Origin of the sequence: Janthinobacterium goodfellowi (assembly GCF_051380695.1) — a bacterium.
Classification (GTDB): domain Bacteria; phylum Pseudomonadota; class Gammaproteobacteria; order Burkholderiales; family Burkholderiaceae_D; genus Janthinobacterium.
Genome location: NZ_JBNYXN010000002.1, coordinates 57,512 through 81,856 on the forward strand (window position 1 = coordinate 57,512; position 24,345 = coordinate 81,856).

21 protein-coding genes are annotated in these 24,345 nt (G+C 63.9%); 11 read left to right on the plus strand and 10 right to left on the minus strand.

Annotated features, from left to right (window positions below; all coding sequences use genetic code 11):
* The first annotated feature begins 89 nt into the window (after positions 1–89).
* The 7 genes from ACQ4WQ_RS08180 (at position 90) to ACQ4WQ_RS08210 (ending at position 8,089) form a co-directional block, all read left to right on the plus strand.
* Positions 90–2,309 carry a TonB-dependent receptor plug domain-containing protein gene (locus ACQ4WQ_RS08180; protein ID WP_436496059.1) on the plus strand — a complete coding sequence of 740 codons (2,220 nt, stop codon included), beginning with the start codon at positions 90–92 and terminating at the stop codon, positions 2,307–2,309.
* 119 nt (positions 2,310–2,428) lie between these two features.
* Positions 2,429–3,667: a DEAD/DEAH box helicase gene (locus ACQ4WQ_RS08185; protein ID WP_034752386.1), complete on the plus strand. Its 1,239-nt coding sequence runs from the start codon at positions 2,429–2,431 to the stop codon at positions 3,665–3,667.
* A gap of 67 nt (positions 3,668–3,734) precedes the next feature.
* Complete coding sequence (locus tag ACQ4WQ_RS08190; RefSeq protein WP_436496062.1) at positions 3,735–4,352, plus strand: LON peptidase substrate-binding domain-containing protein; 618 nt, start codon at positions 3,735–3,737, stop codon at positions 4,350–4,352.
* Positions 4,353–4,494: 142 nt separating this feature from the next.
* On the plus strand, positions 4,495–5,238 hold the full coding sequence (locus tag ACQ4WQ_RS08195; protein ID WP_326459979.1) for a DNA-binding protein: 744 nt from the start codon (positions 4,495–4,497) through the stop codon (positions 5,236–5,238).
* Positions 5,239–5,451: 213 nt separating this feature from the next.
* On the plus strand, positions 5,452–6,039 hold the full coding sequence (locus ACQ4WQ_RS08200) for a chemotaxis protein CheB (protein WP_436496064.1): 588 nt from the start codon (positions 5,452–5,454) through the stop codon (positions 6,037–6,039).
* A 53-nt stretch (positions 6,040–6,092) separates the two neighbouring features.
* Positions 6,093–7,043, plus strand: a complete 951-nt coding sequence (locus tag ACQ4WQ_RS08205; RefSeq protein ID WP_436496066.1) for a cupin-like domain-containing protein — start codon at positions 6,093–6,095, stop codon at positions 7,041–7,043.
* Positions 7,044–7,168: 125 nt separating this feature from the next.
* Complete coding sequence (locus tag ACQ4WQ_RS08210) at positions 7,169–8,089, plus strand: ADP-ribosylglycohydrolase family protein (protein WP_436497371.1); 921 nt, start codon at positions 7,169–7,171, stop codon at positions 8,087–8,089.
* Here ACQ4WQ_RS08210 and ACQ4WQ_RS08215 read toward each other — a convergent pair.
* The 4 genes from ACQ4WQ_RS08215 to trpS form a co-directional block, all read right to left on the minus strand.
* Complete coding sequence (locus tag ACQ4WQ_RS08215; protein WP_436496068.1) at positions 8,086–8,817, minus strand: class I SAM-dependent methyltransferase; 732 nt, start codon at positions 8,815–8,817, stop codon at positions 8,086–8,088. The genes ACQ4WQ_RS08210 and ACQ4WQ_RS08215 overlap by 4 nt on opposite strands.
* Positions 8,814–10,058, minus strand: a complete 1,245-nt coding sequence (locus ACQ4WQ_RS08220) for a voltage-gated chloride channel family protein (protein WP_436496070.1) — start codon at positions 10,056–10,058, stop codon at positions 8,814–8,816. Before ACQ4WQ_RS08220 ends, ACQ4WQ_RS08215 begins: the two co-directional genes overlap by 4 nt.
* 34 nt (positions 10,059–10,092) lie before the next feature.
* Entirely contained in the window at positions 10,093–11,682 is a 1,590-nt protein-coding gene (locus ACQ4WQ_RS08225) for a pyridoxal-dependent decarboxylase (RefSeq protein ID WP_436496072.1), read from the minus strand.
* A gap of 120 nt (positions 11,683–11,802) precedes the next feature.
* The gene (gene trpS / locus ACQ4WQ_RS08230) at positions 11,803–12,879 is read right to left on the minus strand and encodes a tryptophan--tRNA ligase (protein ID WP_436496074.1); all 1,077 of its coding nucleotides are present in this window, start codon (positions 12,877–12,879) and stop codon (positions 11,803–11,805) included.
* A gap of 316 nt (positions 12,880–13,195) precedes the next feature.
* Here trpS and ACQ4WQ_RS08235 point away from each other — a divergent pair, with 316 nt between their 5' ends.
* Positions 13,196–15,139, plus strand: coding sequence for a CocE/NonD family hydrolase (locus tag ACQ4WQ_RS08235; protein ID WP_436496076.1), 1,944 nt, complete (start codon positions 13,196–13,198; stop codon positions 15,137–15,139).
* Here the strand turns inward: ACQ4WQ_RS08235 and ACQ4WQ_RS08240 are convergent.
* From ACQ4WQ_RS08240 to ACQ4WQ_RS08255, 4 genes are all read right to left on the minus strand, one after another.
* Positions 15,136–15,993: a DMT family transporter gene (locus ACQ4WQ_RS08240; RefSeq protein WP_326459971.1), complete on the minus strand. Its 858-nt coding sequence runs from the start codon at positions 15,991–15,993 to the stop codon at positions 15,136–15,138. The genes ACQ4WQ_RS08235 and ACQ4WQ_RS08240 overlap by 4 nt on opposite strands.
* Positions 15,994–16,000: 7 nt before the next feature.
* Entirely contained in the window at positions 16,001–16,822 is an 822-nt protein-coding gene (locus ACQ4WQ_RS08245; protein ID WP_436496078.1) for a substrate-binding periplasmic protein, read from the minus strand.
* Between the two features lie 100 nt (positions 16,823–16,922).
* A complete protein-coding gene (locus ACQ4WQ_RS08250; protein ID WP_326459969.1) occupies positions 16,923–18,203 on the minus strand; it encodes a TCR/Tet family MFS transporter in 1,281 nt (426 codons plus the stop codon).
* A gap of 119 nt (positions 18,204–18,322) precedes the next feature.
* A complete protein-coding gene (locus ACQ4WQ_RS08255; protein ID WP_436496080.1) occupies positions 18,323–18,973 on the minus strand; it encodes an HD domain-containing protein in 651 nt (216 codons plus the stop codon).
* A gap of 327 nt (positions 18,974–19,300) precedes the next feature.
* Here ACQ4WQ_RS08255 and ACQ4WQ_RS08260 point away from each other — a divergent pair, with 327 nt between their 5' ends.
* From ACQ4WQ_RS08260 to ACQ4WQ_RS08270, 3 genes are all read left to right on the plus strand, one after another.
* Entirely contained in the window at positions 19,301–19,792 is a 492-nt protein-coding gene (locus ACQ4WQ_RS08260; RefSeq protein WP_034752308.1) for a chemotaxis protein CheW, read from the plus strand.
* A 324-nt stretch (positions 19,793–20,116) separates the two neighbouring features.
* Entirely contained in the window at positions 20,117–21,745 is a 1,629-nt protein-coding gene (locus ACQ4WQ_RS08265) for a methyl-accepting chemotaxis protein (protein ID WP_436496082.1), read from the plus strand.
* A 73-nt stretch (positions 21,746–21,818) separates the two neighbouring features.
* Positions 21,819–23,465, plus strand: a complete 1,647-nt coding sequence (locus tag ACQ4WQ_RS08270) for a methyl-accepting chemotaxis protein (protein WP_436496084.1) — start codon at positions 21,819–21,821, stop codon at positions 23,463–23,465.
* On the opposite strand, the gene ACQ4WQ_RS08275 is transcribed toward ACQ4WQ_RS08270, so the two are convergent.
* Both ACQ4WQ_RS08275 and ACQ4WQ_RS08280 read right to left on the minus strand, forming a co-directional pair.
* Positions 23,462–23,974, minus strand: coding sequence for a ribonuclease HI family protein (locus ACQ4WQ_RS08275; protein ID WP_436496086.1), 513 nt, complete (start codon positions 23,972–23,974; stop codon positions 23,462–23,464). The two genes, ACQ4WQ_RS08270 and ACQ4WQ_RS08275, sit on opposite strands and share 4 nt — an antisense overlap.
* Complete coding sequence (locus tag ACQ4WQ_RS08280; RefSeq protein WP_436496088.1) at positions 23,971–24,312, minus strand: hypothetical protein; 342 nt, start codon at positions 24,310–24,312, stop codon at positions 23,971–23,973. Before ACQ4WQ_RS08280 ends, ACQ4WQ_RS08275 begins: the two co-directional genes overlap by 4 nt.
* Positions 24,313–24,345: the final 33 nt, after the last annotated feature.

Here is a 24,345-nt window from a genome sequence, read left to right on the forward strand (position 1 = left end):
TGCCATAAGAGCAAAATTGTCGCAAAATACGGCTGCCTGTTTTTTAGCTTTTAGCCATTTTTATTCAGCCAACTTTTTTCAGCCAGCTCATGATGCCACGCCGTTGCCTCCGCCTCACCGTTGTTTGTTCAGCTGTCCTGTTTGCCTGGAATGCCCAGGCCCAGCAATCCGAAACGCCCGCCGTCGATAACGCCGCCGCCGCGCCGCTGAAGGCCGATAAAGCCGCCGCGCCCGCCATGCAAACCGTCGAAGTCAAGGGCAGCGGCTATGATCCGCGCCGCGACGATACAGCCAGCAAGATGATCGTCAGCAGCGAGGAAATCCTCAAATATGGCGACACGAACGTCACCGACGTGCTCAAGCGCCTGCCCGGCATTACCGTGTCCGGCGCGGCGGGCCGTTCGGGCGGTGAAATCCGCATGCGCGGGCTGGGCAGCGGCTATACGCAGATATTGCTGAACGGCGAGCGGGCGCCGGCCGGTTTTTCGCTCGACACCCTGTCGCCGGACGTGATCGAGCGCATCGAAATTCTGCACGCGGCCAGCGCCGAATACAGCACCCAGTCGATCGCCGGCACAATCAATGTGGTGCTGAAAAAAGCCGTCAAAACGGCGCAGCGCGAACTCAAGCTGGGCGTGCAGGGCAGCGACGTGAGCTTTTCGCCCAGCATGAATCTGCAACTGTCCGACCGCGACGGTAATTTCTCGTACTCGATGGCCGCTTCGCTGTTCCGCTACGATTACCACTACGACAATCCCGGACTGGAGCTGGGCTATGCGCCAGACGGCCGGCAAAACCTGCTGCGCCGCACGAATGGCACGGGCGACGGCCGTCCGGAAGGCATCAATCTGTCGCCGCGCCTGAACTGGGTGCTGGCCAACGGCGACAACGTGACGGCGCAATTCTTCTTCAATGGCGGGCGCTCGAACCATCGCAATGTCAGCCGCGCGGAAACGGAGCAGGGCGTGCGCCCCGATTACGACACGAATACGGGCAGTTCCAGCAACCACAACGCCTTCGGCCGCAGCGACCTGACGTGGATGCACAAGCTGGCCGGCGGCGCCAAACTGGAGCTGAAGATCGGCGCCTCGGCCGCCCGCAACACGTCCGACAGCCTGCAGCAAGGTTTTATCGACGGCAGCGGCCTGGCGCTCGAGCGCAAGGTGGGCGTGAAGGCGACGGAAAACGGCGTCAGTTCCACCGGCAAGTATTCCTCGCCCTTGCTGCCCGGTCATGCCCTGTCGATGGGCTGGGATGGCGCCTACACGGAGCGCGATGAAACGCGCCGGCAGCGCGAAGCGGCCTTGGGCGTGCGCCCGCCCGTCAATAGCGACGAGGGTTTCGACGCCACCATCAAGCGCCTGGCGCTGTACGTGCAGGATGAATGGGAAATCACGCCGCGCTGGTCCATGTATGCGGGCGTGCGCTGGGAAGGCATCGATACGCGCAGCGCGGGCGATACCTACGACGAAGTGAACCAGCGCACCGGCGTGTGGAGCCCGCTGCTGCAAACCCTGTGGAAGTTGCCCGATACCAAGGGCGACCAGGTGCGCCTGGCCCTGACGCGCACCTACAAGGCGCAGCCCACGGCGAGCCTGATTCCGCGCCGCAATACCTCGACGAATAACAGCCAGACGGACCCCGACCGCGAAGGCAATCCGTATCTGAAACCGGAGCTGGCGCTGGGCATCGATGCTTCGTACGAGCACTACTGGGCCGAAGGTGCCTTGCTCAGCGCGCGCGCCTCGGCCCGCCGCATCGACGGCTATACGCGCCAGGGTTTGCTGTTCATCAATGACCGCTGGGTATCCACGCCCGTCAACGACGGCCGCGCGAATACGCAGACACTGGAACTGGAAGCGAAGTTCCCGCTGCGCGCCGTGATGGCCGCGCCCGTGCCGGCCATCGACCTGCGCGCCAGCGTCAGCCGCAACTGGTCGCAAGTGGAGCAGGTGCCGGGGCCAAACAACCGGCTCGACCAGCAAACGCCCGTCAGCGGCAACGTTGGTCTCGATTACAAGACGCCGGACGGCGTCTTGAGCACGGGCGGCAGCTTCAACTTCCGCAATGGCGGCCCCGTGCGCATCACCGAGCGCCAGAGCGCCTATACGTCGCCGCGGCGCGACCTCGACATTTATGCGCTGTGGAAATTCGATGCGAAGAACCAGCTGCGCCTGGCCGTGTCTAACCTGCTGGCGCAAGACTTCGAAAGCGACACCACCTATGCGGACGCCAGCGGGACCATCGTGCGCAACAGCATTTCGCCGAGTTCGCCGCAGGCGCGCGCGACCCTGGAAATGAAGTTCTGATCGTGCTGTTTTCGTGCTGAAAACCCCGGCCGGCATCCCCGCTGGCCTATAATCTCGGCAATTGCGCGCACGGCCAGCCCGTGCGCGCCGCCTTTTCATTTGCCAAGATTGCTTTCCCCATGACGTTTTCCTCCCTCGGCCTGATCGATCCCCTGGTCCGCAAACTCGATGAGCTCGGCTATGCCAAGCCCACGCCCGTGCAGGCACAGGCAATCCCGGCCGTGCTGGCCGGGCGCGACCTGATGGCCGCCGCCCAGACGGGCACGGGCAAGACGGCCGGCTTTGCCGTGCCCTTGCTGCAGCGCCTGACCCTGGAAGGCGTGGTGGCGCCCCAGTGCGTGCGCGTGCTGGTGCTCGTGCCCACGCGCGAGCTGGCCGAGCAAGTCTATGCGAGCTTCCGCAGTTATGGTGGCAACTTGCCGCTGCGCAGCTTTGTCGCGTATGGCGGCGTGCCCATCGAGCCGCAGATCAGCAAGCTTCGCAAGGGCCTCGACGTGCTGGTGGCCACGCCGGGCCGTTTGCTGGACTTGCAGACGCAGGGCGCCGTCAAGTTCGAGCAGGTGCAGACGCTGGTGCTGGACGAGGCGGACCGCATGCTGGACCTCGGCTTCGAGCGTGAACTCGATATATTGCTGATGACGATGCCCAAGCAGCGCCAGACCCTGCTGTTTTCGGCCACGTTCTCGGATGCCATCCGCGCCATGGCGAAAACCATGCTGAAGGACCCCGTGTCGGTGGAAGTGAGCGCGCGCAACAGCACGGTGAAAGCCGTCAAGCAGTCGGTGATCGTGTGTGACAAGAAACGCAAGCCGGAACTGTTTTTGCACTTGCTGAAGAAAAAGCGCTGGGGCCAGGTATTGGTCTTCGTCAAGACGCGCAAGGGCGTCGAGCTGCTGGTCAACACCTTGCTGGAGCAGGGCGTGCGCGCCGATTCCATCCACGGCGACAAGACCCAGCCGAACCGCCTGCGCGCGCTGGCCCGTTTCAAATCTGCCGAGGTGCAGGTGCTGGTGGCTACCGACGTGGCTGCCCGTGGCCTCGATATCGACCAATTGCCCGTCGTCGTCAATTTCGACTTGCCGACGGTGGCCGAAGACTATATCCACCGCATCGGCCGCACGGGCCGCGCGGGCGCCTCGGGCGAAGCCATTTCCCTCGTCTGCGCCGATGAAGTCGAATTGCTGTCGGCCGTGGAAGCGCTGACGCGGCAAACCCTCAAACGCAACGAGGAGCCAGGTTTCGAGGCGGAACACCGCGTGCCGGGCACGTCCGCTGGCGGCACGATCCAGAAAAAAGCAGTGAAAGTGCTGGCGCCGAAGGCGGCGGAGCGGGCCAAGAAAAGGCGCTTCTACAAATAATCGGCGCAGTTGGTCAGGCAGGGCAAGGCGCGCAGCACGGATATCGCATTCGTGCCATCATGCGCCTATGACCTCGATACCTTTGTTCCCGCTCAATACGGTGCTGTATCCCGATGGCTATCTGCCCCTGCAGATCTTCGAGGTACGCTATCTGGACATGATACGTCAGTGCATCATGGGCGAGCAGCCGTTCGGCGTGGTGCAGCTGCTGGACGGCGCGGAAGTGCGCAAGCCGGGCCAGTTGGAAACCCTGGCGCCCGTGGGCACCCTGGCGCGCATCATCGACTGGGCCGCGCCCCTGTCGGGCTTGCTGCAAATCAAATGCATGGGCATGCAGCGCTTTCATATCGTCTCCAGCGAACAGCTGAAGCACGGTTTGTGGATGGGGCGGATTGAAACCTTGCCGCCCGATAAAACCATCCCCATTCCCCAGGAGCAGCAGAACGTGGCCGACGCGCTCGGTGCGCTGATCCGCACCTTGCAGGAGCAAAAGATTCCACCCGATCAAATGCCGCTGCAGCCGCCGTACCGCCTCGATGAGTGCGGCTGGGTGGCGAACCGCTGGTGCGAGCTGCTGTCCCTGAGCGCCATGCAAAAGCAATTGCTGCTGAGCCAGGACAATCCCGTGCTGCGGCTGGAACTGGTGCAGGATATGCTCACGGAAAACGGCTTGCTGGAAGAGTAAAACACGCCAGGCCGCATGTTTTCTCGCGCTTCCGTTGTGCAATTGCAATTACTATTGAGAAATACTTTACGCTTTGCCTCCGCTGGCATAAGATAATGCCCCTGGGCAAGATTGCCCTGGGCAACATTCAAGAGCAGACGACATGGCAAAAGTAAGCGCGGAACAGATCAATGCGGCAATGGACGCGATGGCGGGCGAAGGCCAGGCCATCACGGTGCGCGCCTTGCGCGAACGGCTGGGCAACGGCGCCTGCCTGGGTACCATCAGCAAGCTATTGCAGCGCCGCAAGGCGGGCGCGCAGCGCCAGATCGCTGCCGCCGCCGAACTGTCGCCCGTGCTGCAGCAAGCCATCCTCGATTATGTAGGACAGGAATTAAGCGCCAGCCACAGCGCGCATGAAGCCGAGATGAACGACAATCAACAGGAATTGATGGACCTGGCCAGCGAAAACGAGCGCCAGCAAGAGTTGCTCGACCTGCAGGCGGGCGAGCTGGAAACCTTGCGCGAGGAACTCGAACGCGAGCGGCAGGTGGCGAACCAGGCCCGCACGGACCTGGCCAAGGCACAGCTGCGCCTGGAAGGCTTGCCGCGTCTGGAAGAGGCGGCCGAGCAGGCGCGCATGGACCTGGCCAAGGCGCAGTTCAAGCTCGAAGGCATCCCACGCCTGGAAGAGGCCGCCGAAGCGGCGCGCGCCGAACTGATCCAGGCCCAGCTGAAGCTGGAAAGCCTGACGCGCGTGGAAACGGAACTGGCCGCCGCCCGCCTGGAACTGGAAGCGGAACGCGAAGAGCTGGGCGAAACGCGCGCCGAGCTGGACGAGGAACGGACCTTGCGCATCAAGGCGCAGCAGTTTATCGTGGACCCGATATTCAAGACGCCAGTATAAGTGAGTGTTTTAAGCTGGCAAGCGGCCGTCGCGGGCACCAGGATATAGCAACCCGATGGCGCAAAACTGGGGTCGGACCCTCAGGGTCCGACCCCGGCCCTTTAGTCGGGTTTGTCAGGTGTCGTTACGTTACGGGTCTGTGTTAGCCGACGTACGGAGTCACGTCGCAGGGCGCCGCAGAATCCATGCTGGACTTGGGCGTAAGGGCCTGGCATGGAAACGCTGATCGTCATGGGGGCTTCCGTGGGCGGCGTGAATGCGCTGTCCACCATCTTTGCCGCCTTGCCGGCGAGTTTCCCTGCGGCGATCCTGGCCGTCATGCACGTGGGGGCGCGCAACAGCGTGCTGCCTGAAATCTTAGCCAAGTCGTCCGCCTTGCCCGTGCGCTTTGCCGCAACGGGCGAAGCCGTGCGCGCCGGGTGCATCCTGCTGGCGCCGCCGGACCGGCACATGCTCGTCGCCAACCTGGCTGGCCGGGCCACCGTCGAGCTGACCCGTGGGGCCAGGGAGCATCACACGCGTCCCGCCATCGACCCGCTGTTTCGCAGCGCGGCCGCCGCTTTCGGGCCGAAGGTGGTGGGCGTGATCCTCAGCGGCTACCTCGACGATGGCACGGCAGGCTTGCGGGCGATCAAGGCCCGGGGCGGCAAGGCGCTGGTGCAGGAGCCGCAGGAAGCGCAAGCCCCATCGATGCCGCACAGCGCGCTAGCCCATGTGGACGTGGACTGGCGTTTGCCCGCCGCCGGCATGGCTCCCGTCCTGCTGGCGCTGGCCGGCACCGGCCGGGCCGCATTCGCTTAAAATAGCGCAGGCCCGGCCCATGCCGCGCAAGGCATCGATAGCAAAGAAGGTTTATGTCAGTAGAGAAAAATTCACCTGCCCTTGGGCAAATCCCGCCATCCACGGCGCCGCGCGCGCTGCCGCCGCGGCCGCCTGCCGAATTCAGCTCGCCCGAAGCGGCCCTGGCGCGCAAGCAGGCACGCGAAGACAAGGATGCGCAGGTGCGCGGCGTTACGTCCATCGACGCCATGCGCGAGGCCATCAAGCGGGCGGCGCGTGACTTGCCCGCCATTACCGAAGTGCCGCGCCTGGCCATGCTGGACGCCGCCGCCTTCCGCGCGCGCGCCGCGCTGGGCTTGCCCTTCCTGATGCGCGGGCTGGTGCGGCGCTGGCCCTTGTCCAAGCTGGAGCCCGGCGTCTTGCGCGAACAGTTCAGCCACCTGCCCGTGCGTGCGCGGGTGGGCGACTACATCAATACGGCGTTCGCGGCCGACCGCGCCATGCAGGACATGTCGATGGGGCAATATCTTGACCTGGTGGAAGAAGGGGCGCACGCGTTGCCGCCATACCTGGGCAACCTGGAATTGCGCGAGCTGAACCGCCTGTGCCACTGGCCCACGTATTTCGACAAGATGGGCCCGCCGCGTTTCTGGGTGGGACCGGCTGGCACGGTGACGCCCCTGCATTGCGATTACGACGACAATATCTTCGCGCAAGTGTGGGGCTGCAAGCGCATCTTTTTGTCGCCGCCGCACCATGACGCCTTTCTCTACCCCAGCGAAGCGAACGCCATCCTGTTCGGCTCGCCCTTCGACCCGGAAGCGCCCGATTTCCAGCGTTTTCCCCTGGCGCGCCAGGCGGCCATGATCGAATGCCTCGTCGAGCCGGGCGACATGCTGTACGTGCCCGCCGGCTGGTACCATCAGGTGCGCGCACTGACGTTTTCGCTGTCCTCGAACCGCTGGGCCAGGGCCATGCCGCTGGCCTTGCATGACGGCGCGGCGCTGCGGCGTACCGAGACTTGACCTTATGGCGCGATGGCCAGTGCCGGCTGGCGCACCGTGCTGAGGTGGCAAAGCGCCTCCCAATCGTGCTGGCGGCGGAAACCGGATGAGTGTGGCCAGCCAGGAATCCACGGAGAAACATGATGATGTCAACTTTGCACAAACCAACCTTACACAAGCGCTATCTGGGCGCCTTGCTGGCACTTGCCTGCGGCGATGCCGTCGGCACGACCGTGGAATTTTCCCCGCGCGGCAGCTTTGCGCCGGTGACGGGCATGACTGGCGGCGGCCCGTTCGGCTTGCAGCCCGGACAATGGACGGACGATACGTCGATGGCGCTGTGCCTGGCCGAAAGCCTGGTCCAGAAAGGGGCGTTCGATGCGGCGGACCAGATGGTGCGGTACTTGAACTGGTGGCAATGGGGCTACCTGAGCTCCACCGGCAGCTGCTTCGATATCGGCGGCACGGTAAGGAGTGCGCTGGCCAGTTTCCAGCAGACGGGCAATCCCTGGAGCGGCTCCGCCGCGCCTGACACGGCGGGCAATGGTTCGCTCATGCGCCTGGCCCCCGTCGTGCTGTTTGCCTATCCCGATGCCGAAGCGGCCGGGGCCTATGCTGCCGACAGTTCCCGCACCACCCACGCGGCGGCGGAAGCCGTCGAAAGCTGCCAGCTGCTCGCCGCCTTGCTGTGCGGCGCGCTGGCGGGCACGGCGAAGGACGCGTTGCTGGACAGTATCGCGTTCCGGCCTGCCGAACCGAAGCTGGTGGAGCTGGCCAGCGGCAGTTTCCTCGCCAAAACGGAGCAGCAGATACGCGGTACCGGCTATTGCGTGGAATCGCTGGAAGCGGCTCTCTGGTGTTTTTTTCATACCGACAGCCTGGAAGCGGCGGTATTGCGCGCCGTCAATCTGGGTGAAGATGCCGATACGACCGGCGCCATCGTCGGCCAGCTTGCCGGCGCGTATTATGGCGCGCAGGCGATTCCGCCGCTGTGGCTGGATACGCTGGCCATGCGCGGCGATATCGAGGAACTGGCGGGCAAATTGTTCGAGCGGGCCCGGGGCTAGCGCAGGCTGCACGCCACCAGCAGCAGCATCGGCCGTTCGCGCTCTTCGGCCAGGGCCGGCTGCTGCGCGACCTGCTCGTCGCTCGGCCCCCATTCTTCCACATGTTCCAGCTGGAAACCCGCTTGCAGCAGCGCATTGATGGTCGTGCCCAGAGTGCGGTGCTGCTTGATGACGCCGGGTGCCAGCCAGTCCGACACGCGGGGGCCTTGCTGCTGGTAGCTGTCGACGGGCCAGCGCTTGCGGCCTTGCCCATCCGTCAGCCAGCCGGGCTGGCGCGGCGCCATGAAGATCGGGTGCTCGATGGAAAACACCAGCTTGCCGTCAGGCTTCAAGCCGTGGCGGATGGCGGCCAGCAAAGCCGCGAAATTGTCGATGTAGTGGAATGCCAGCGAGCTGTAGACGAGGTCGTAGGCCGCTGGCGCCACGGCAAGTTGTTCGAGGTCCAGCCTGGCATAGCTGACGGTTGTCTGCTCTCCCATGCCGCTTGCTTGCGCCAGCATCTTTTCCGACACATCCACGCCCAAGACCCGCGCCGCGCCCTGTTCTGCCGCCCAGCGGCAGAACCAGCCATAGCCGCAGCCCAGGTCGAGCACGTTTTTGTCGTGTAGCGCAGGCAGCATGGCGCGCAAGGCCGGCCATTCGGGTGCGCTGCCGAGCCCGCCGACGGAACGGGGCAGCTGGCTGTAGGCCGTGAAGAAGGCGTCGTTGTCGTAGATATTCTGGGTCATGTGTCTGCTGAATCCTTGTGGGCCGTGCGCTTGGCATGCCCGCCCCGCTGCGCCCGGTAAATGCCCGCGTGGCCGGAAAACAGGTAGGCCACGACGCAGGCGATGGCCGCGTACACGCCGATGTCGGCGCCGAACAGTTCCATGGCCATCAGGGTCGAGGCGATCGGCGTGTTGGCCGCGCCCGCGAAGACGGCAACAAAGCCGATGGCGGCCAGCAAAGTGACGGGCTGGTGCAGCAGCGGGCCCAGCGCATTGCCCAGGGTCGCGCCGATGAAGAACAATGGCGTGACTTCACCGCCCTTGAAACCGGTGCCCAGCGAGACGATGGTAAACGCCATCTTGCCCAGAAAATCGTATGCAGGCAGCGGTTCCTTGAGCGCGTCGACGATGGTGGGGATGCCCAGGCCGATATATTTGTCGGTGCCCAGCAGCCACACGGCGATGGCGACGGCGACGCCGCCCGCCAGCGGACGCAGCGGGGCGTAGGCGATCCAGCGCTTCATCAGTGCGCTCAAGCCGTGCGTGGCGTGCGCAAACAGTTTACCGGTCACGCCGAACAGCACGCCCGCGATGACCATGGCGCACAAGGTCCAGGCGGAGAGGGCGGGGATCAAAGGCACGGCGTAATGTGTATGCTGGACGCCCCACAGCAAGCCTACCTGGTCGGCGATGACGGCGGCAGCCAGGCAGGGCAGCATGGCTTCGTAGCGCAAGCGGCCGATGGCCAGCACTTCCAGGCCGAAGATGGCGCCCGCCAGCGGCGTGCCGAAGACGGAGGCAAAGCCGGCGCTGATGCCGGCCATCAGGATGATGCGGCGGTCTTCATTGTTCAGGCGAAACATGCGCGTGAGCTGGTCGGCCAGCGCGCCGCCCATCTGCACGGCCGTGCCTTCGCGCCCGACGGAGGCGCCGAACAGATGCGAGATGACGGTGCCGCCCAGCACCAGCGGCACCATGCGCAGCGGAATGATTTTTTTCGGATCGTGGATTTCATCGATCAGGAGGTTCGCGCCGCCCTCGACACTGCTGCCGTAGCGCAGATACAGCCAGCCGACGGCAAAGCCCGCCACGGGCAGCAGCCAGATCAGCCAGGCGTGCGCCAGGCGCGTCGCGGTTGCCCATTCAAGGGCGAACAGGAAGCCGGCCGAGGCCGTTCCCGCCAGCACGGCCACGACAAAGGCCAGCAGCAGCCATTTCAACAGATGCTGCAGCAGATCGGTGAGGGCGCTCAGGCGGTGCATCGGGCATCCAGTCAAGGTTGTTGGGTAGAAATCCTTACATCCCCAGTTCCGTTGCCAGCGCCTGCCCGATGGCCCGCTGTTCCGCCAAAATGGCGCGCAGATGGTGGGGGCGCGTCTTGACGTTCGTCATGACCACGCGCAGCACGTTGGTCGGGCCAGGGTAGCGCGTCGATTCGAGGACCGTGCGCGACACGAAGCTGTGGCCATGCGCCTTTTGCCGGTTCTGCAGCTTGGCATTCAAGGTGTTCAGCTGCTTGTTCAGTTCGGTAGCAGCCTCCACCTGTCCACCGGCCAGCAAGGCCTCCATGCGTTGGCGCAAGGGCGCGGGCACGTAGCGGTAGGTGAGAATAAAGGTGTCCGAGCGCGTGACGAGTTCAAAATCCTGCTGGTCGGCCAATAACTGCTGCAACTGGCCGGACAGGGTGGCCGCCTGCTGCAGCAAGGTCGTGTAGCCGGACACGCCCAGCACCTTGAACGAGGTCCACAGTTTCAAGGCATCGAAGCGGCGCGAGCCTTCCAGCGAGGTCTGGCCCAGGTCGCCCGAGTTGTCGCGCAAGATGTAGTTGGCGTTGTGCTTCAGCAGGTTCAGGCTGGCGCTATCCTTGAACAGCACCATGCTTTGTGCCATCGGCACCCATAGCAATTTATGCCCGTCGATGACGACGGAGTCGGCCAGGGCGATGCCGTCGTACAGGGGGCGGTACTGTTCCGCGATCAAGAGCGCGCCGCCCCAGGCCGCATCCACGTGGAACCAGATGGACTCGCGCGCGGCAATCGCCGCCATGGCGGCCAGCGGATCGATGGCGCCCGTTTCCGTCGTGCCGGCGATGCCGATCATGGCGACGACCTTGATCTTGCGCGACTTCAAGTCGGCAATGGTCGCTTCCAGCGCGGCGACGTCGATGCGGTTGTCGCGGTCGACGGCCACCAGGTGCAGGGCGTTTTCACCGAGGCCCAGGGTCGCCAGCGCCTTTTTCACGGAATAATGGCTGCGGGCCGAACCGATCACGGCCAGTCCCGCGTAGCCGGATTCCTGCATGGCGGCAAACAAACCGCGCTTGCGCGTGCCGGGCAATTGGCTTTCCAGCGCCACGGCCAGCGCCGTCAGGTTGCCCATGGTGCCGCCATTGACGACATTGCCCAGCGCGCCGCTGGTGGCGGCCATCGCCTGCGTGTAGACACTGTCAGCCTGCTGGTACACCTGGCGGTGCAGCCAGCCCAGGATCTGTTTTTCGATCAGGGTCGACACATACGCCGTCTCGATCTTGACCTGGTTCTGGTTCAGGGTGGCCGTGAACGCTTCGGCCAGCACGCTGATCCAGGGCAAGGCCTGCGTCATGTGGCCGATGTATTGCGGATGGTTCAGCTGGGCCGTATTGGCCAGCACGGTGGCGTCGAGTTCTTGCAGGAATTGTGCCACGGGCATGCCGTGCGCGGGCAGGCAAGTGTCGGACAGCTGCGTCAGCAATTGCGCGTACGGCGTGTGCGGGTATGGTGTGTCGCGTTCGGCTGCCAGCCAGCCGCCCAGCATGCGCAGTGCCTGCTGCAGGGGCGCGGGGGCCTGTTGCAGCGCATCGATGGAAAAATGCTGCTGCAGCAGCTGTTCGATAGGGGTATCGGTCATGGCGCGTTGTCTCTCTACGGATTGCTGGTGCCACGGTGACACAAATGCATCGCGCCCAGGCGGAAGCGGGATTTTACCCGACTCCGCCTGAGCGCATCAGTTTGCTGTTACGGCAGGTGATCAGAAGTAATTGAGGCCCAGCGCCGACTTGACTTCATCGGCCGTGCGCGCCGCCACTTCGCGAGCGCGGAACGTGCCTTCTTTCAGCATCTGGATGACCTGGCCCTTGTCCTTGGCGAACTCTTCGCGGCGGGCGCGGATCGGCGCCAGCATGTCCTGCAAGACCAGGTCCAGGCGCTTCTTGACGATGCTGTCGCCCAGGCCGCCGCGCACGTAATGGGCTTTCATTTCCGCCAGCGCCGCTTTTTCCGGGTCGAAGGCGTCCAGGTAGGTAAAGGCGATGTTGCCTTCCAGGTGGCCCGGGTCTTCCACGCGCAGGTGCAGCGGGTCCGTATAGACTTTTTTCACGGCGGCCGTGATTTCGGCCGAGGTCGCGCCCAGGTTGATGGTGTTGCCCAGCGACTTGCTCATCTTCGCCTTGCCGTCGATGCCGGGCAGGCGGCCGATATCGGGCACCAGCGCCTTGCATTCCATCAGCACTTCACGGTTGTACATGCGGTTGAAGCGGCGCACGATTTCATTCGTTTGCTCGATCATCGGGATCTGGTCTTCGCCCACGGGCACCACGCCGGCCTTGAATGCCGTGATGTCGGCCGCCTGGCTGGCCGGGTAGGTCAAGAAGCCGGCCGGGATGTCGCGCTCGAAGCCGCGCAGGCGGATTTCTTCCTTGACGGTGGGGTTGCGCTCGAGGCGCGCCACGGTGACGATGTTCAGGTAGTAAAAGGTCAGCTCGGCCAGTTCCGGAATTTGCGACTGGATGAACACCGTGGTCTTGCTCGGGTCGATGCCGACGGCCAGGTAATCGAGCGCCACTTCGACGACATTGCGGTGCACCTTGTCGATGTCATCCATATTGTCCGTCAGCGCCTGCGCGTCGGCCAGCATGATGAATTGCTTGTAGCTGTTCTGGTAGGCGACGCGGTCGCGCAGGCTGCCCACGTAGTGGCCCAGGTGCAGGGGGCCGGTCGGGCGGTCGCCCGTCAGGATCACGGATTGCGAAGCGATGGCGGCGGCGGACAGCGGTGCTGCCGGGGCGTTGTCGGTGTCGGGAGTATCGGGAGTGTTAGGCAAGCTCATCAAGTTTCCTTTTGAGCCGCCTGCATCGGGGATGATCCAGGCTGAGCCTGTTACGCCACCGATCGAGGCGGCGTGGATCAAATTCACATCACTATAGAGTGGCCGCGCGAAAGTGAGCGGGACCACCAATTCAAGCAGGCGTGTTGTGACGGGATAAATTTCATGGCGTTATGGTTGCAGTTCGTGCGCGTTCTGTCAAGTTGCGTGCCGATATATCTGCTGCGCTGCGTCAGAGACGAGCCTACTGCAGAACTTGCTTTCCGGGTACTATTGCCATTCGGCCACTTTCACGTGGCATGAATCATTGGAGAACAGTATGCGCGTGTCGTCCCCCGTCCGGCTCACCGGCCTGGCTTTTGTTATCAGTTCCTTGTTTGCAGTACCGGCGATGGCGCAAACGCCGCCGATGACGCCCGATATCGGCGCCAAGCTGGTGCTGCCCGATATGAATGATTACGTCAAGCGCGTGGTGATGATCCCCATGCGCGACGGCGTCAAGCTGTACACGGTGATCGTCGTGCCGAAAGACGCCAAGCGGGCGCCGATCATGCTCACGCGCACGCCGTACAACGCGGCCCGCCGCGCCCAGCGCGCCACCAGCGCCAGCATGCTGGCCACCTTGCCGCAGGGCGACGACACGCTGGTGGAAAACGGCTACGTCCGCGTGTTCCAGGACGTGCGCGGCAAGCATGGCTCGGAAGGCGATTACGTGATGACGCGCCCCGTGCGCGGTCCGCTGAACAATACCAAGGTCGATAACGTCACGGATGCGTGGGACACCATCGATTGGCTGGTGAAAAATGTACCGGAAAGCAATGGCAAGGTGGGCATGCTGGGTTCCTCGTACGAGGGCCATACGGTACTGATGGCCCTGGTCGATCCGCATCCGGCGCTGAAGGTGGCCATTCCCATGAGCGCCATGGTCGACGGCTGGCGCGGCGACGACTGGTTCCATAACGGCGCCTTCCGCATGCCGAGCTTGTCCTACCTGGCGTGGCAGACGAGCGTGCGCGGCAGCGGCGAGGCGCCCGTGCTGGGCGTCTACGACGATTACGACGCGTATCTGCGCATCGGCTCGGCCGGTGATTTCGCGAAGAAATTCGGCATCGACAAGCTGACCTACACGAAAAAGCTGTTCGAGCATCCGGCCTACGACAGTTACTGGCAGGAACAGGCGCTCGATACAATCCTCGCCAAGCGTCCGCTGATCGTGCCCACCATGCACGTGGTGGGGCAGTGGGACCAGGAAGACATCTATGGCCCCTACGCCACCTATACGGCGATGGAAGGGCGCGACAAGCACAACAACCTCAATTACCTGGCCATCGGCCCGTGGCGCCACAGCGGCGTCAACTATGAAGGCTCCAGCCTGGGCGCCCTGAAGTTCGACGGCGATACGGCGCGCCAGTTCCGCGAAAAAGTCATGCAGCCATTCCTCAATCAATACCTGAAGGATGGCGCGCCGGAAGCGAACACGGCGCCCGTCGTGTCCTACCAGAGCGGCACCAACCAGTGGCAGCGCCTGCAGCAGTGGCCGCTGGCCTGCGAGACCTGCGACACCAAGCTGACGCCGATCTACCTGCAGGATGGCTACAAGCTGGGCTTTGCGCCAGCGCCAGCGACGGCGGACGCTGCCAACGGCGCCTTCGACGAATACGTGGCCGATCCCGCGAAACCCGTGCCGTTTGTCGCGCGTCCCGTGCGCTTGAACGACGCCGACGTGTGGAAGCCATGGCTGGTCAGCGACCAGCGCGGCTATGCGGACCGCACGGACGTGCTCAGCTATGTTTCGGAACCGTTGAAAACGGCCGTGCGCATCGCCGGCGCACCGATGGTCAACCTGTTCGCCGCCACCAGCGGCACGGATGCCGACTGGGTGGTAAAGCTGATCGACGTGTATCCGGACGAAGTGCCGTCGCAGCCGGCCATGGGCGGCTACCAGCTGGGCGTGGCCATGGATATCTTCCGCGGGCGCTACCGCGACAGTTTCGAGCACCCGACGCCGATACCGGCGGGCAAAGTGGAGCGCTACCGCTTCGCCTTGCCGAACGCGAATCACGTCTTCCTGCCCGGGCACCGCATCGCCGTGCAAGTACAGTCGAGCTGGTTCCCCCTGTACGACCGCAACCCGCAAACCTTCGTGCCGAATATCTTCCTGGCGCAGCCAGGCGATTACAAGAAGGCGACGCAGCGCGTGTACCACGCGGCAGGGGCGGCCAGCGCCATCGAGTTGCCGATCGCGCCGCTCGACGCCCGCTAGCCCATGCGCATGAGAATGGCGCCCGCCGCGATCAGGCCGATGGCCAGGTAGCGGCGGGGGCTGATCTTTTCGCGCAGGAACAGGGCCGCAATGGCGATGGCGAACAGGATCGACGTCTCGCGCAGGGCCGCGATGGCGGCCACGGGCGCCTGCGTCATGGCCCACAAGGCCAGGCCATACGAAGCGAGGGTGCCGAAACCGCCGAAGGCGGCCAGATGCCATTGCGTTTGCGCATACGCCAGCAGGCCGGCGCGGCGGCGCAGCAGCGTCCACAGAAGCAATCCCGTGCCGTTCAAGACAAAAATCCACATGGTGTAGGCGGCCGGCGCGCCGGACAGGCGCACGCCGATGCCGTCGATCAGGGTATAGCTGGCGATGACGCAGGCGTTGCCCAGCGCAAAGGCGGTGGCGCGCCCCGTGCTCATCCTGGTGCCAGGCGTGGCGGGCCGGCGCGCGGCAACATACAGGCCGAGGATGCCCGCGCAGATGCAGGCGACGGCGCCCATCTGCATGGAAGACAGGCGTTCGCCGATCAGCGGCCAGCTGGCCAGCGCCACGAGCAGTGGCGCGCTGCCGCGCATCAGCGGGTAGGCGTGGCTCATGTCGCCCGCCTTGTAGGCGGCCGCCAGCAGAGAATAATAGGCGAGCTGGGCCACGGCCGAGGCCGCCAGGTAGGGCCAGCTGGCGGGGGCGGGGGCAGCGACGAAGGGCAGGACTGCCAGCGAGATCAGGGCCGCGCCCACGGAGACGAGCACGGTCGTGAGGAAAGTATCCTTGCCCGACTTGACGATGGCATTCCAGCTGGCGTGCAGCAGGGCGGCAAACAGGACGACGGCGACGACGAGACCGGACATGCGGGCCTTAGCGCGGGCGTATGCTCTGCGACAACAGTTCCTGGCGGTGATGGCGCTGGAAACCTTCCATCAGGGTGCCCGAGCGGCTGGCTTTTTCCAGCAGTTCGCGCAGGGCCGCCTGGTCGTCCGCCGTCAGCGACTTGCGCGACAGGTAGACGCCGCTCATGCCCCACGGCAATTCCGGCAATGCTTCCAGGCGCAGGCGGTCGGCCAGGCCATACACGCGGGCATCGTTTTGCGCCACGCCGGCGAGGATGGTGGGACTCATGATGGTGGCGTCGATGAAGCCGCTTTGCATCAGGCGCGCCACGGACAGCGCGTCGACTTCGTAGAACAGGCGGCCCTGGCTGCTCAGTTCCTTGGCCAGCGCCTGGTAGGACACGCCATAGTCGTAGCCGCGCACGAGCGCCACGCGCAATTCGCGCCGCTCGATCAGTTCCTGCATGGTGTTGATGGGCGTGCGCGTGCCCTGCAGCGAGATCAGCAGGGGACGGCTGCCCATCAGGGGGATGAACAGGCCGTGCTGGTCGCGCCGCGGCGTGCTGCTGGCGGGAATCAGCATATCGGCCTTGCCCGCCTCGAACATCGCCTCCAGGCGCGCCCGGGGCACGGCCGTGAAGATGAAATTGCAGCCGAGCTTGGCGCCCATGCTGCGCAGCAAGTCGGGATAGATGCCGCCGATGGTGGCGCCATTGACCACCACGCTGGCGCCGATGGCCGAGACGGGCACCTGGATGTCGCGCGAGCATTGCGCGCCCGCCAGGGGCGGCAGCGCCAGCGCCAGCATGGCCATGGTCCGGCGCCAGACGCTGGAATAAAAGTCAGTCATACCCATCCTTGCTCACCATCGAATCGCGGGCGTCGGCAACGTCCGCTTGATTATTCCATTCTCGCCTATCTATTTCTCAAATGCAATATTATCCTGCCGACTACTTTGTGGTGGAAACCGCAAGTCGGGCCAGGCGCTGCGCCTGGAAGTAGCGCCAGGCCACCACGATGCCCAGGGTTTGCATGATGGCGCACAGATAGAAGGTGCTGCCGATGCGCCAGTCTTGCGGCGGCAAATGGCTCACTTCGCCGAGGATCATGCTGCCGAGCAAAGGCATGATGATGATGCCCAGGCTGCTGATCGATTGCAGGGAGCCCATCAGTTCACCCTGTTCGCCGGCGTTCGATGATTTCGAGATGATGCCCTGCAGGGCGGGACCGGCGGCAAAGGCCAGCAGGTTGCACAGGATCAGCGCATACATCATCCAGCCTTGCGTTGCCAGGCCGTACAGCAGGTAGGTGAGGGCGCCCGATGCCATGCCCAGTAGGGACAAACGTATTTCGCCGAAACGCTTGATGAGGATGCCCAGCAAGCCCGCCTGCACGACGGCCGCGCACAGGCCCACGCAGAACAGGGCGATGCCGTTCTGGCGCGGCGTCCAGTCGAAGCGGAAATGCGTATACAGCACCCAGGTGGTGTTGAGCATCATCTGCGCAAACGTCATCAGGCCGAAAGCCAGCACCAGGCCGCGGATTTCCACGCGGCGCACCAGTTTCAGCAGGGCCGCGAACGGATTGATGCGCGCCAAAGTAAAGGGCGCGCGGGGACCGGGCTGCAGCGATTCGGGCACGAAGAAATAGCCGTAGATGAAATTGGCCGCCGACAGGCCGGCCGCCACGTAAAACGGCAGGTGCAGATTGATCTCGCCCAGCAGGCCGCCCAGCATGGGGCCGCAGATGAAGCCCAGGCCGAAGGCGGCGCCGATCTTGCCGAAGCTCTTGGCGCGGTTGTCGGGCGTGGAAATATCGGAGGCGTAGGCGGACGCGACCGACATGCTGGCCGACGAGACGCCGCCGATGATGCGGCCGATGAACAGGCAAGCGAGGTTCGGCGCCCAGCCCGTGGCCAGGAAATTGATGCCCATGCCGGCCATCGAGTACAGCAGCACGGGACGGCGTCCCACGCGGTCGCTGATGGCGCCCAGCATGGGCATGAAGATGAACTGCAGCAAGCCGAAGACGGCCGCCATGATGCCGTACCAGAACGCCTGCGCATCCTTGCCGTCGACAAAGTCGCCGATCAGGATGGGCAGCACGGGCACCACCAAGCCGATGCCCAGCATGTCGATGAAGACGCAGACGAGGATGAAATTGAGGTTGCCGGCGCGCGCGGGCGCGGCGGCGGACGGGGAATGGCTGTCGGGGCTGGTTTTATCGGACATGCATGCTTTCGGCGCGTTGGCATCGCGCCGTCGCGTTACAGGATGCTGCTGACGCGCGGCGCGATAGCTGAGGCTTGCATTATAGACAGCATGCGCGCTGCTGGCTATCGCCGCCAAGCTTATGCGCTCATTCCCCACTCGTCGGCAAAGGCGGCGCGGAAATCCGTCAGCACGGCCAGGCGCTGTTCGGCCAGCAAGCGGCCCGCCGCCGTCTGCATCTTGCCGGGCAGCTTGTCGAGCTTGGTGACGATATGGTCGAGCGCATACGCCTTGTCGTCGAGCGGCCGATGCCGGGCCAGCGGATCGCTGCCATGCGCCAGCGCGCTATCCATGCGCGCGGCCGTGTAGAACAGGCGCGCCAGTCCCACGGCGCCCAGCGCGTCGATGCGGTCGGCATCCTGCACGATTTGCGCTTCGATCGTCCGCGGCGGCAGGTCGGCGGAAAAACTGTGCGTCTCGATGGCGTGGGCCACGCCGGCCAATTTTTCTGCCGGGAAATCCAGTTCCGCCAGTTGGCGGCAAGCCAGCGTTGCCGCCATGCGCGAGGCCAGGTGCCGCTCGGGGTGGTTTTTCGGCAGGTTGACCAGGTCGTGCAGATAGCAGGCGGCCATCACGGTGAGGGCGTCGGCCTGCGCATGTTCCTGCAGCAGGACGCTGGCATTGCGCCAGACGCGGTGCAGGTGGTTGATGTCGTGGGCGCTGTCGTCGCCCAGGCCGGCCGTGGCCAGCGCCAGCAGGCGTGGTTGCCATTGGGAAAGTAAAGAAGGCATGGTTCAAAGTCGTCAAAAGCAGGGGCCGCCAGTGTGGCATAAAACGCCGCCCCGTGCGGCGGGGGCGCGAAGCTGCGGCGTGCCGTATTCGCCACATAAATTGTATTTTTAAAAACCCCAAATCAGACGGCCGCTCTTTTTTAGTGCATGTAAAATTTACATGGGGTAACATTGCCGCACGGAAATTAGAAGCATAAGCTAATTGCGAGAAAGTATTTGCAAAAACATAGCAGTGACGGCCATTCCATCGTGCATGGCGCGTCACGTCCAGGGTTGCGCGCAGCGTGCCCTGGCCTGCGCCCCAGGCGAGTTAACGAAAGGATTATCATGAACACCAATTCCAGCGACACTGGCGCAACCGTTGCCAAGGCTGCCGAATACCTGGCCTTTACCCTGGGCCAGGAAGAGTATGGCATCGACATCCAGAAAGTCAGCGAAATCCGCAGCTACGAAACGCCGACCCGCATCGCCAACGCGCCCGAGTTCGTCAAGGGCGTGGTCAACCTGCGCGGCATCATCGTGCCGATCGTCGACATGCGCATCAAGTTCAACCTGGGCACGCCCAGCTATGACCAGTTCACCGTCGTCATCATCCTCAATATCGGCAACCGCGTCGTCGGCATGGTTGTCGACCGCGTCTCCGACGTCACCACCCTGATGCCGGAACAGATCAAGCCGGCGCCGGACATGGGCCGTTCGATCAATACGGAATACGTGATCGGCCTGGGCACCATCGACGAGCGCATGCTGATTCTGGTCGATATCGACCAGCTGATGTCCAGCGCCGACATGGGCCTGATCGAAAAGCTTGCAGCCTAGGCCGTCAGGAAAAGTCCAGGACGGCGTTGCATTGCCTTGCCGTACTTTCGTACTGTCTTCGGCAACGCGCCTTGCCCTGAACATTTCCTGACACCCTGGTGTCGAGAGGGTTTCTTGGAAACAATTGACCCCAAGCATTGTTTGCTTTTTCTGCAAGGCGCACGCTAGCACCTTTCCTGGCGCACGGTTCAGCCGAACCGTGCGCCAGTTTCACTTTCGTTTCACTTTTTACGCCAATTCGCGACAGCGGCCAGCCAGCGCCCGCCCATGAGCGAGATCGTCAGCTTGTCTCAGGTTGACGGCAGGGCTTTTTAGGATAGTCACATGAATGTATTACGCAACGTCAGCATCGGTGTCCGCCTCGGACTCGGTTTTGCCGTGATTTTGCTGTTTTCCATGCTCATTACGGGCATCAGCGTCTGGCGCCTGCACGACGTGGCCAGCGCCACGCGCGTCATGATGGAGCAGCCGCTGGCCAAGGAACGCTATATTTCCGACTGGTATGGCCGCATCGACAGCGCCGTACGCCGCACCATCGCCATTGCCCGCAGCAGCGATACCTCGCTCAGCAGCTATTTCGCCGAAGAATCGAAAGTCTCGTCGGCCAGCTCGGCCGAACTGCAAAAGAAGATCGAGGCACTGATCGACAAGCCGGCTGAAAAAGCCATGTTCGCGGGCTTGCTGGAACAGCGCAAGCTGTACATCGGTTCGCGCGACCAGGTCTACAAGCTCAAGGGTGAAGCGCAGGTCGATGCCGCCAATGAAGTGTTTGAAAAGACCTTCGTGCCGGCCGCCGCGAAATACCAGAAGATGGTGCTGGACTTGCTGGAACACCAGCGCGCCAGCATCGACACGACGGCGCGCGAGATCGACGCCGTCGCCAGTACCAGCCGCAATCTGATGCTGGTGCTGGCCGCGCTGGCGCTGGCTTTCGGCGTCGTCTGCGCGTGGGTCTTGACGATGGGTATCGTGCGCCCCCTGCGCACGGCCGTGGACATCGCCCGCAAGGTGGCCGATGGCGATTTGACGGCGCAGATCGACGCCAGCGCCAAGGATGAAACGGGGCAACTGCTGCTGGCCCTGAAGGACATGAACACGAGCCTGCTCAACATCGTCGGCGAAGTGCGCAGCGGCACGGACAGCATCGCCACGTCCTCGACGCAGATTGCCGCCGGCAACCAGGACCTGTCTTCCCGCACGGAAGAGCAGGCCGGCTCCCTGGAGGAAACAGCGTCCTCGATGGAAGAGCTGACTTCCACCGTGAAGCAGAATGCGGACAATGCGCGCCAGGCGAACCAGTTGGCGGCCTCGGCGGCGCAAGTGGCCGTCAAGGGCGGAGAAGTCGTGGCGCAGGTGGTGGGCACGATGGAATCGATCAACGCGTCGTCGAACAAGATCGTCGACATCATCAGTGTGATCGACGGCATCGCCTTCCAGACGAACATTTTGGCCCTGAACGCGGCCGTGGAAGCGGCCCGCGCCGGCGAGCAGGGCCGCGGCTTTGCCGTGGTGGCATCCGAAGTGCGCAACCTGGCGCAGCGTTCGGCCAGCGCCGCGAAAGAGATCAAGACCCTGATCGGCGCGTCCGTGGAGCAAGTCAACGCGGGCAGCATGCTGGTGGCGCAGGCCGGCTCGACCATGAACGACATCGTCGACAGCGTGCAGCGCGTGAGCGACATCATCACGGAAATCACGGCGGCGAGCAGCGAGCAAAGCGTGGGCATCGACGAGATCAACCGTGCCATCGGCCAGATGGATGCCGTGACGCAACAAAATGCGGCGCTGGTGGAAGAATCGGCGGCGGCGGCCGAATCGATGCAGCACCAGGCGCACAACCTGGCGCAGGTCGTCAGCGTCTTTAAACTGAATGGCCAGCAGGCCAGCGTCAGCGGTTTGAAGGGCGTCAAGCGCCCGGCGACGCCGCAAACCGCCTTGCGCATCGGCACGCGCTGATGGCGCCGCGGCTGCCCCGTGCAGCCGCAACTCCCTTTTATATAGTCTGGTTCCGCTTTTTTAGGATATTCACATGAATTTGTTAAGAAACGTCAGTATTGGTGTGCGCCTCGGCCTGGGTTTTGCCGTGATCTTGCTGTTTTCCATGCTCATCACGGGCATCAGCGTGTGGCGCTTGCACGACGTGGCCATGGCCACACGCACCATGATGGAATTGCCGCTGGCGAAGGAACGCTATATTTCCGACTGGTACGCGAAAATCGACAGCGGCGTGCGCCGCACCACGGCCATCGCGCGCAGCAGCGACACGACCCTGGGCGCGTATTTTGCGGAAGAGGCCAAGCAATCGTCGGTCGTCTCGGGCGAACTGCAAAAGAAAATCGAAGCCTTGATTTCCAGCCCGGAAGAAAAGGAACTGTTCCGCCTGGTGAGCGAACAGCGCAAGGTTTACCTCGATTCACGCGCGCAAGTATCGAAGCTGAAGGCGGATGGGCAGGAAGCGGAAGCGGAGAAGGCTTTCCAGGGCATCTTCGTGCCCGGTTCGACGAAATACCTGAAAGTGGTCAACGACATGCTGCAGCACCAGCGCGCCAGCATCGACACGACGGCGCGTGAAATCGACGATGTCGCCAAGACGAGCCGCAACTTGCTGCTGACCCTGGCCGTGCTGGCGCTGGCTTTCGGCGTCGTCTGCGCCTGGCTGCTGACGACGGGCATCGTGCGCCCCCTGCGCACGGCCGTGGACATCGCCCGCAAGGTGGCCGATGGCGATTTGACGGCGCAGATCGATGCCAGCGCCAAGGATGAAACGGGGCAGCTGTTGCTGGCCCTGAAGGACATGAACACGAGCCTGCTCAACATCGTCGGCGAAGTGCGCAGCGGCACGGACAGCATCGCCACGTCCTCGACGCAGATTGCCGCCGGCAACCAGGACCTGTCTTCCCGCACGGAAGAGCAGGCCGGCTCCCTGGAGGAAACAGCGTCCTCGATGGAAGAGCTGACTTCCACCGTGAAACAGAATGCGGACAATGCGCGCCAGGCCAACCAGTTGGCGGCCTCGGCGGCGCAAGTGGCCGTCAAGGGCGGCGAAGTGGTGGCGCAGGTGGTGGGTACGATGGAATCGATCAACGCCTCGTCGAACAAGATCGTCGACATCATTTCCGTCATCGATGGCATCGCCTTCCAGACGAATATCCTGGCCCTGAATGCGGCCGTGGAAGCGGCCCGTGCCGGCGAGCAGGGCCGTGGCTTTGCCGTGGTGGCATCCGAAGTGCGCAACTTGGCCCAGCGTTCGGCCAGCGCCGCGAAAGAGATCAAGACCCTGATCGGCGCGTCCGTGGAGCAAGTCAACGCGGGCAGCATGCTGGTGGCGCAGGCCGGCTCGACCATGAACGATATCGTCGACAGCGTGCAGCGCGTGAGCGACATCATCACGGAAATTACGGCGGCGAGCAGCGAGCAAAGCGTGGGCATCGACGAGATCAACCGTGCCATCGGCCAGATGGATGCCGTCACGCAACAAAATGCGGCGCTGGTGGAAGAGTCGGCGGCGGCGGCCGAATCGATGCAGCACCAGGCGCACAACCTGGCGCAGGTCGTCAGCGTATTCAAATTGAATGGCCAGCAGGCCGGTGCCGGCGGGTTGAGGGGCATCAATGGCACCGCGCGCCCGGCAGCCAAGGCACAGCAGGAAGCGCTGCGGATCGGCCGCGCCGCTTAATCTTTCTCCACCCAGCCGGCAATCGCCAGCTGCGACAGCCGGTCCGCCTCGCCATTGCGGTGGCGCGGCAGCCAGCGCAAGCTGACCTCCGTGAATTGTTCCAGCAGGGCCACTACGGTGGCCCTCTGCGTTTCCAGCCCCTTGGCGCTCGCGGGCGTCGTTCTCAGCACATCATTGATCACCACCTGGCTGTCGCCGAACAGCAGCAGCTGCACGGGCGGCGGGCGCACGGCCTGCGCCGCCTGCAGCACGGCTATCAGGGCCGCATATTCCGCGTCGCTACTGCTGCCATGGCCGGCCGCCTCGCTCACTTCGATACGTTCGCCATTTGGCCCCAGCAGCAGGGCGCCTATGCCCAGCTTGCCCGGGTTCGGGTGGGCGGACCCGTCGAACCAGCCGCGCCAGGCCAGCGGGCCGCCATGGTCCTGGCGCTTGAGCGCCAGCTGGGCGCGGCGCGCCTGCATCCTGGCTTCCTTGCGTGCTTTGCGCGCCTCTGCTTCCGCCGTCATCGCTTGATCAGGAAGGTGTCGATGAGGCTGCCGATCCAGCACGCCACCAGCACACAAACGGCCACCGTCATGGCGGGGCCGTCGTTGGCCGAGAGGGCTTCCACTTTTTCCATGATCAGCGGCACGTCGAGGGGCAGGGCGCCGCTGTCGATCTGTGCCATAACCTGGTCTAACCGTGCCATGATCTGGCGCAATACGATCGCCAGCGCGACCAGGGCCGGCACGAGGAAGAGGCAGCCACGGGCCTTGCGGTGCAAGACAAAATGCCCGCTGCCGGGAAAGACGAGGGCCGACAGCAGCAGGGCGAGATGACGTTTGGAAAGGGAGGAGCCGCTCATGCGTGCCTTTTGTAGGGGAAAGAGCGGCTCATC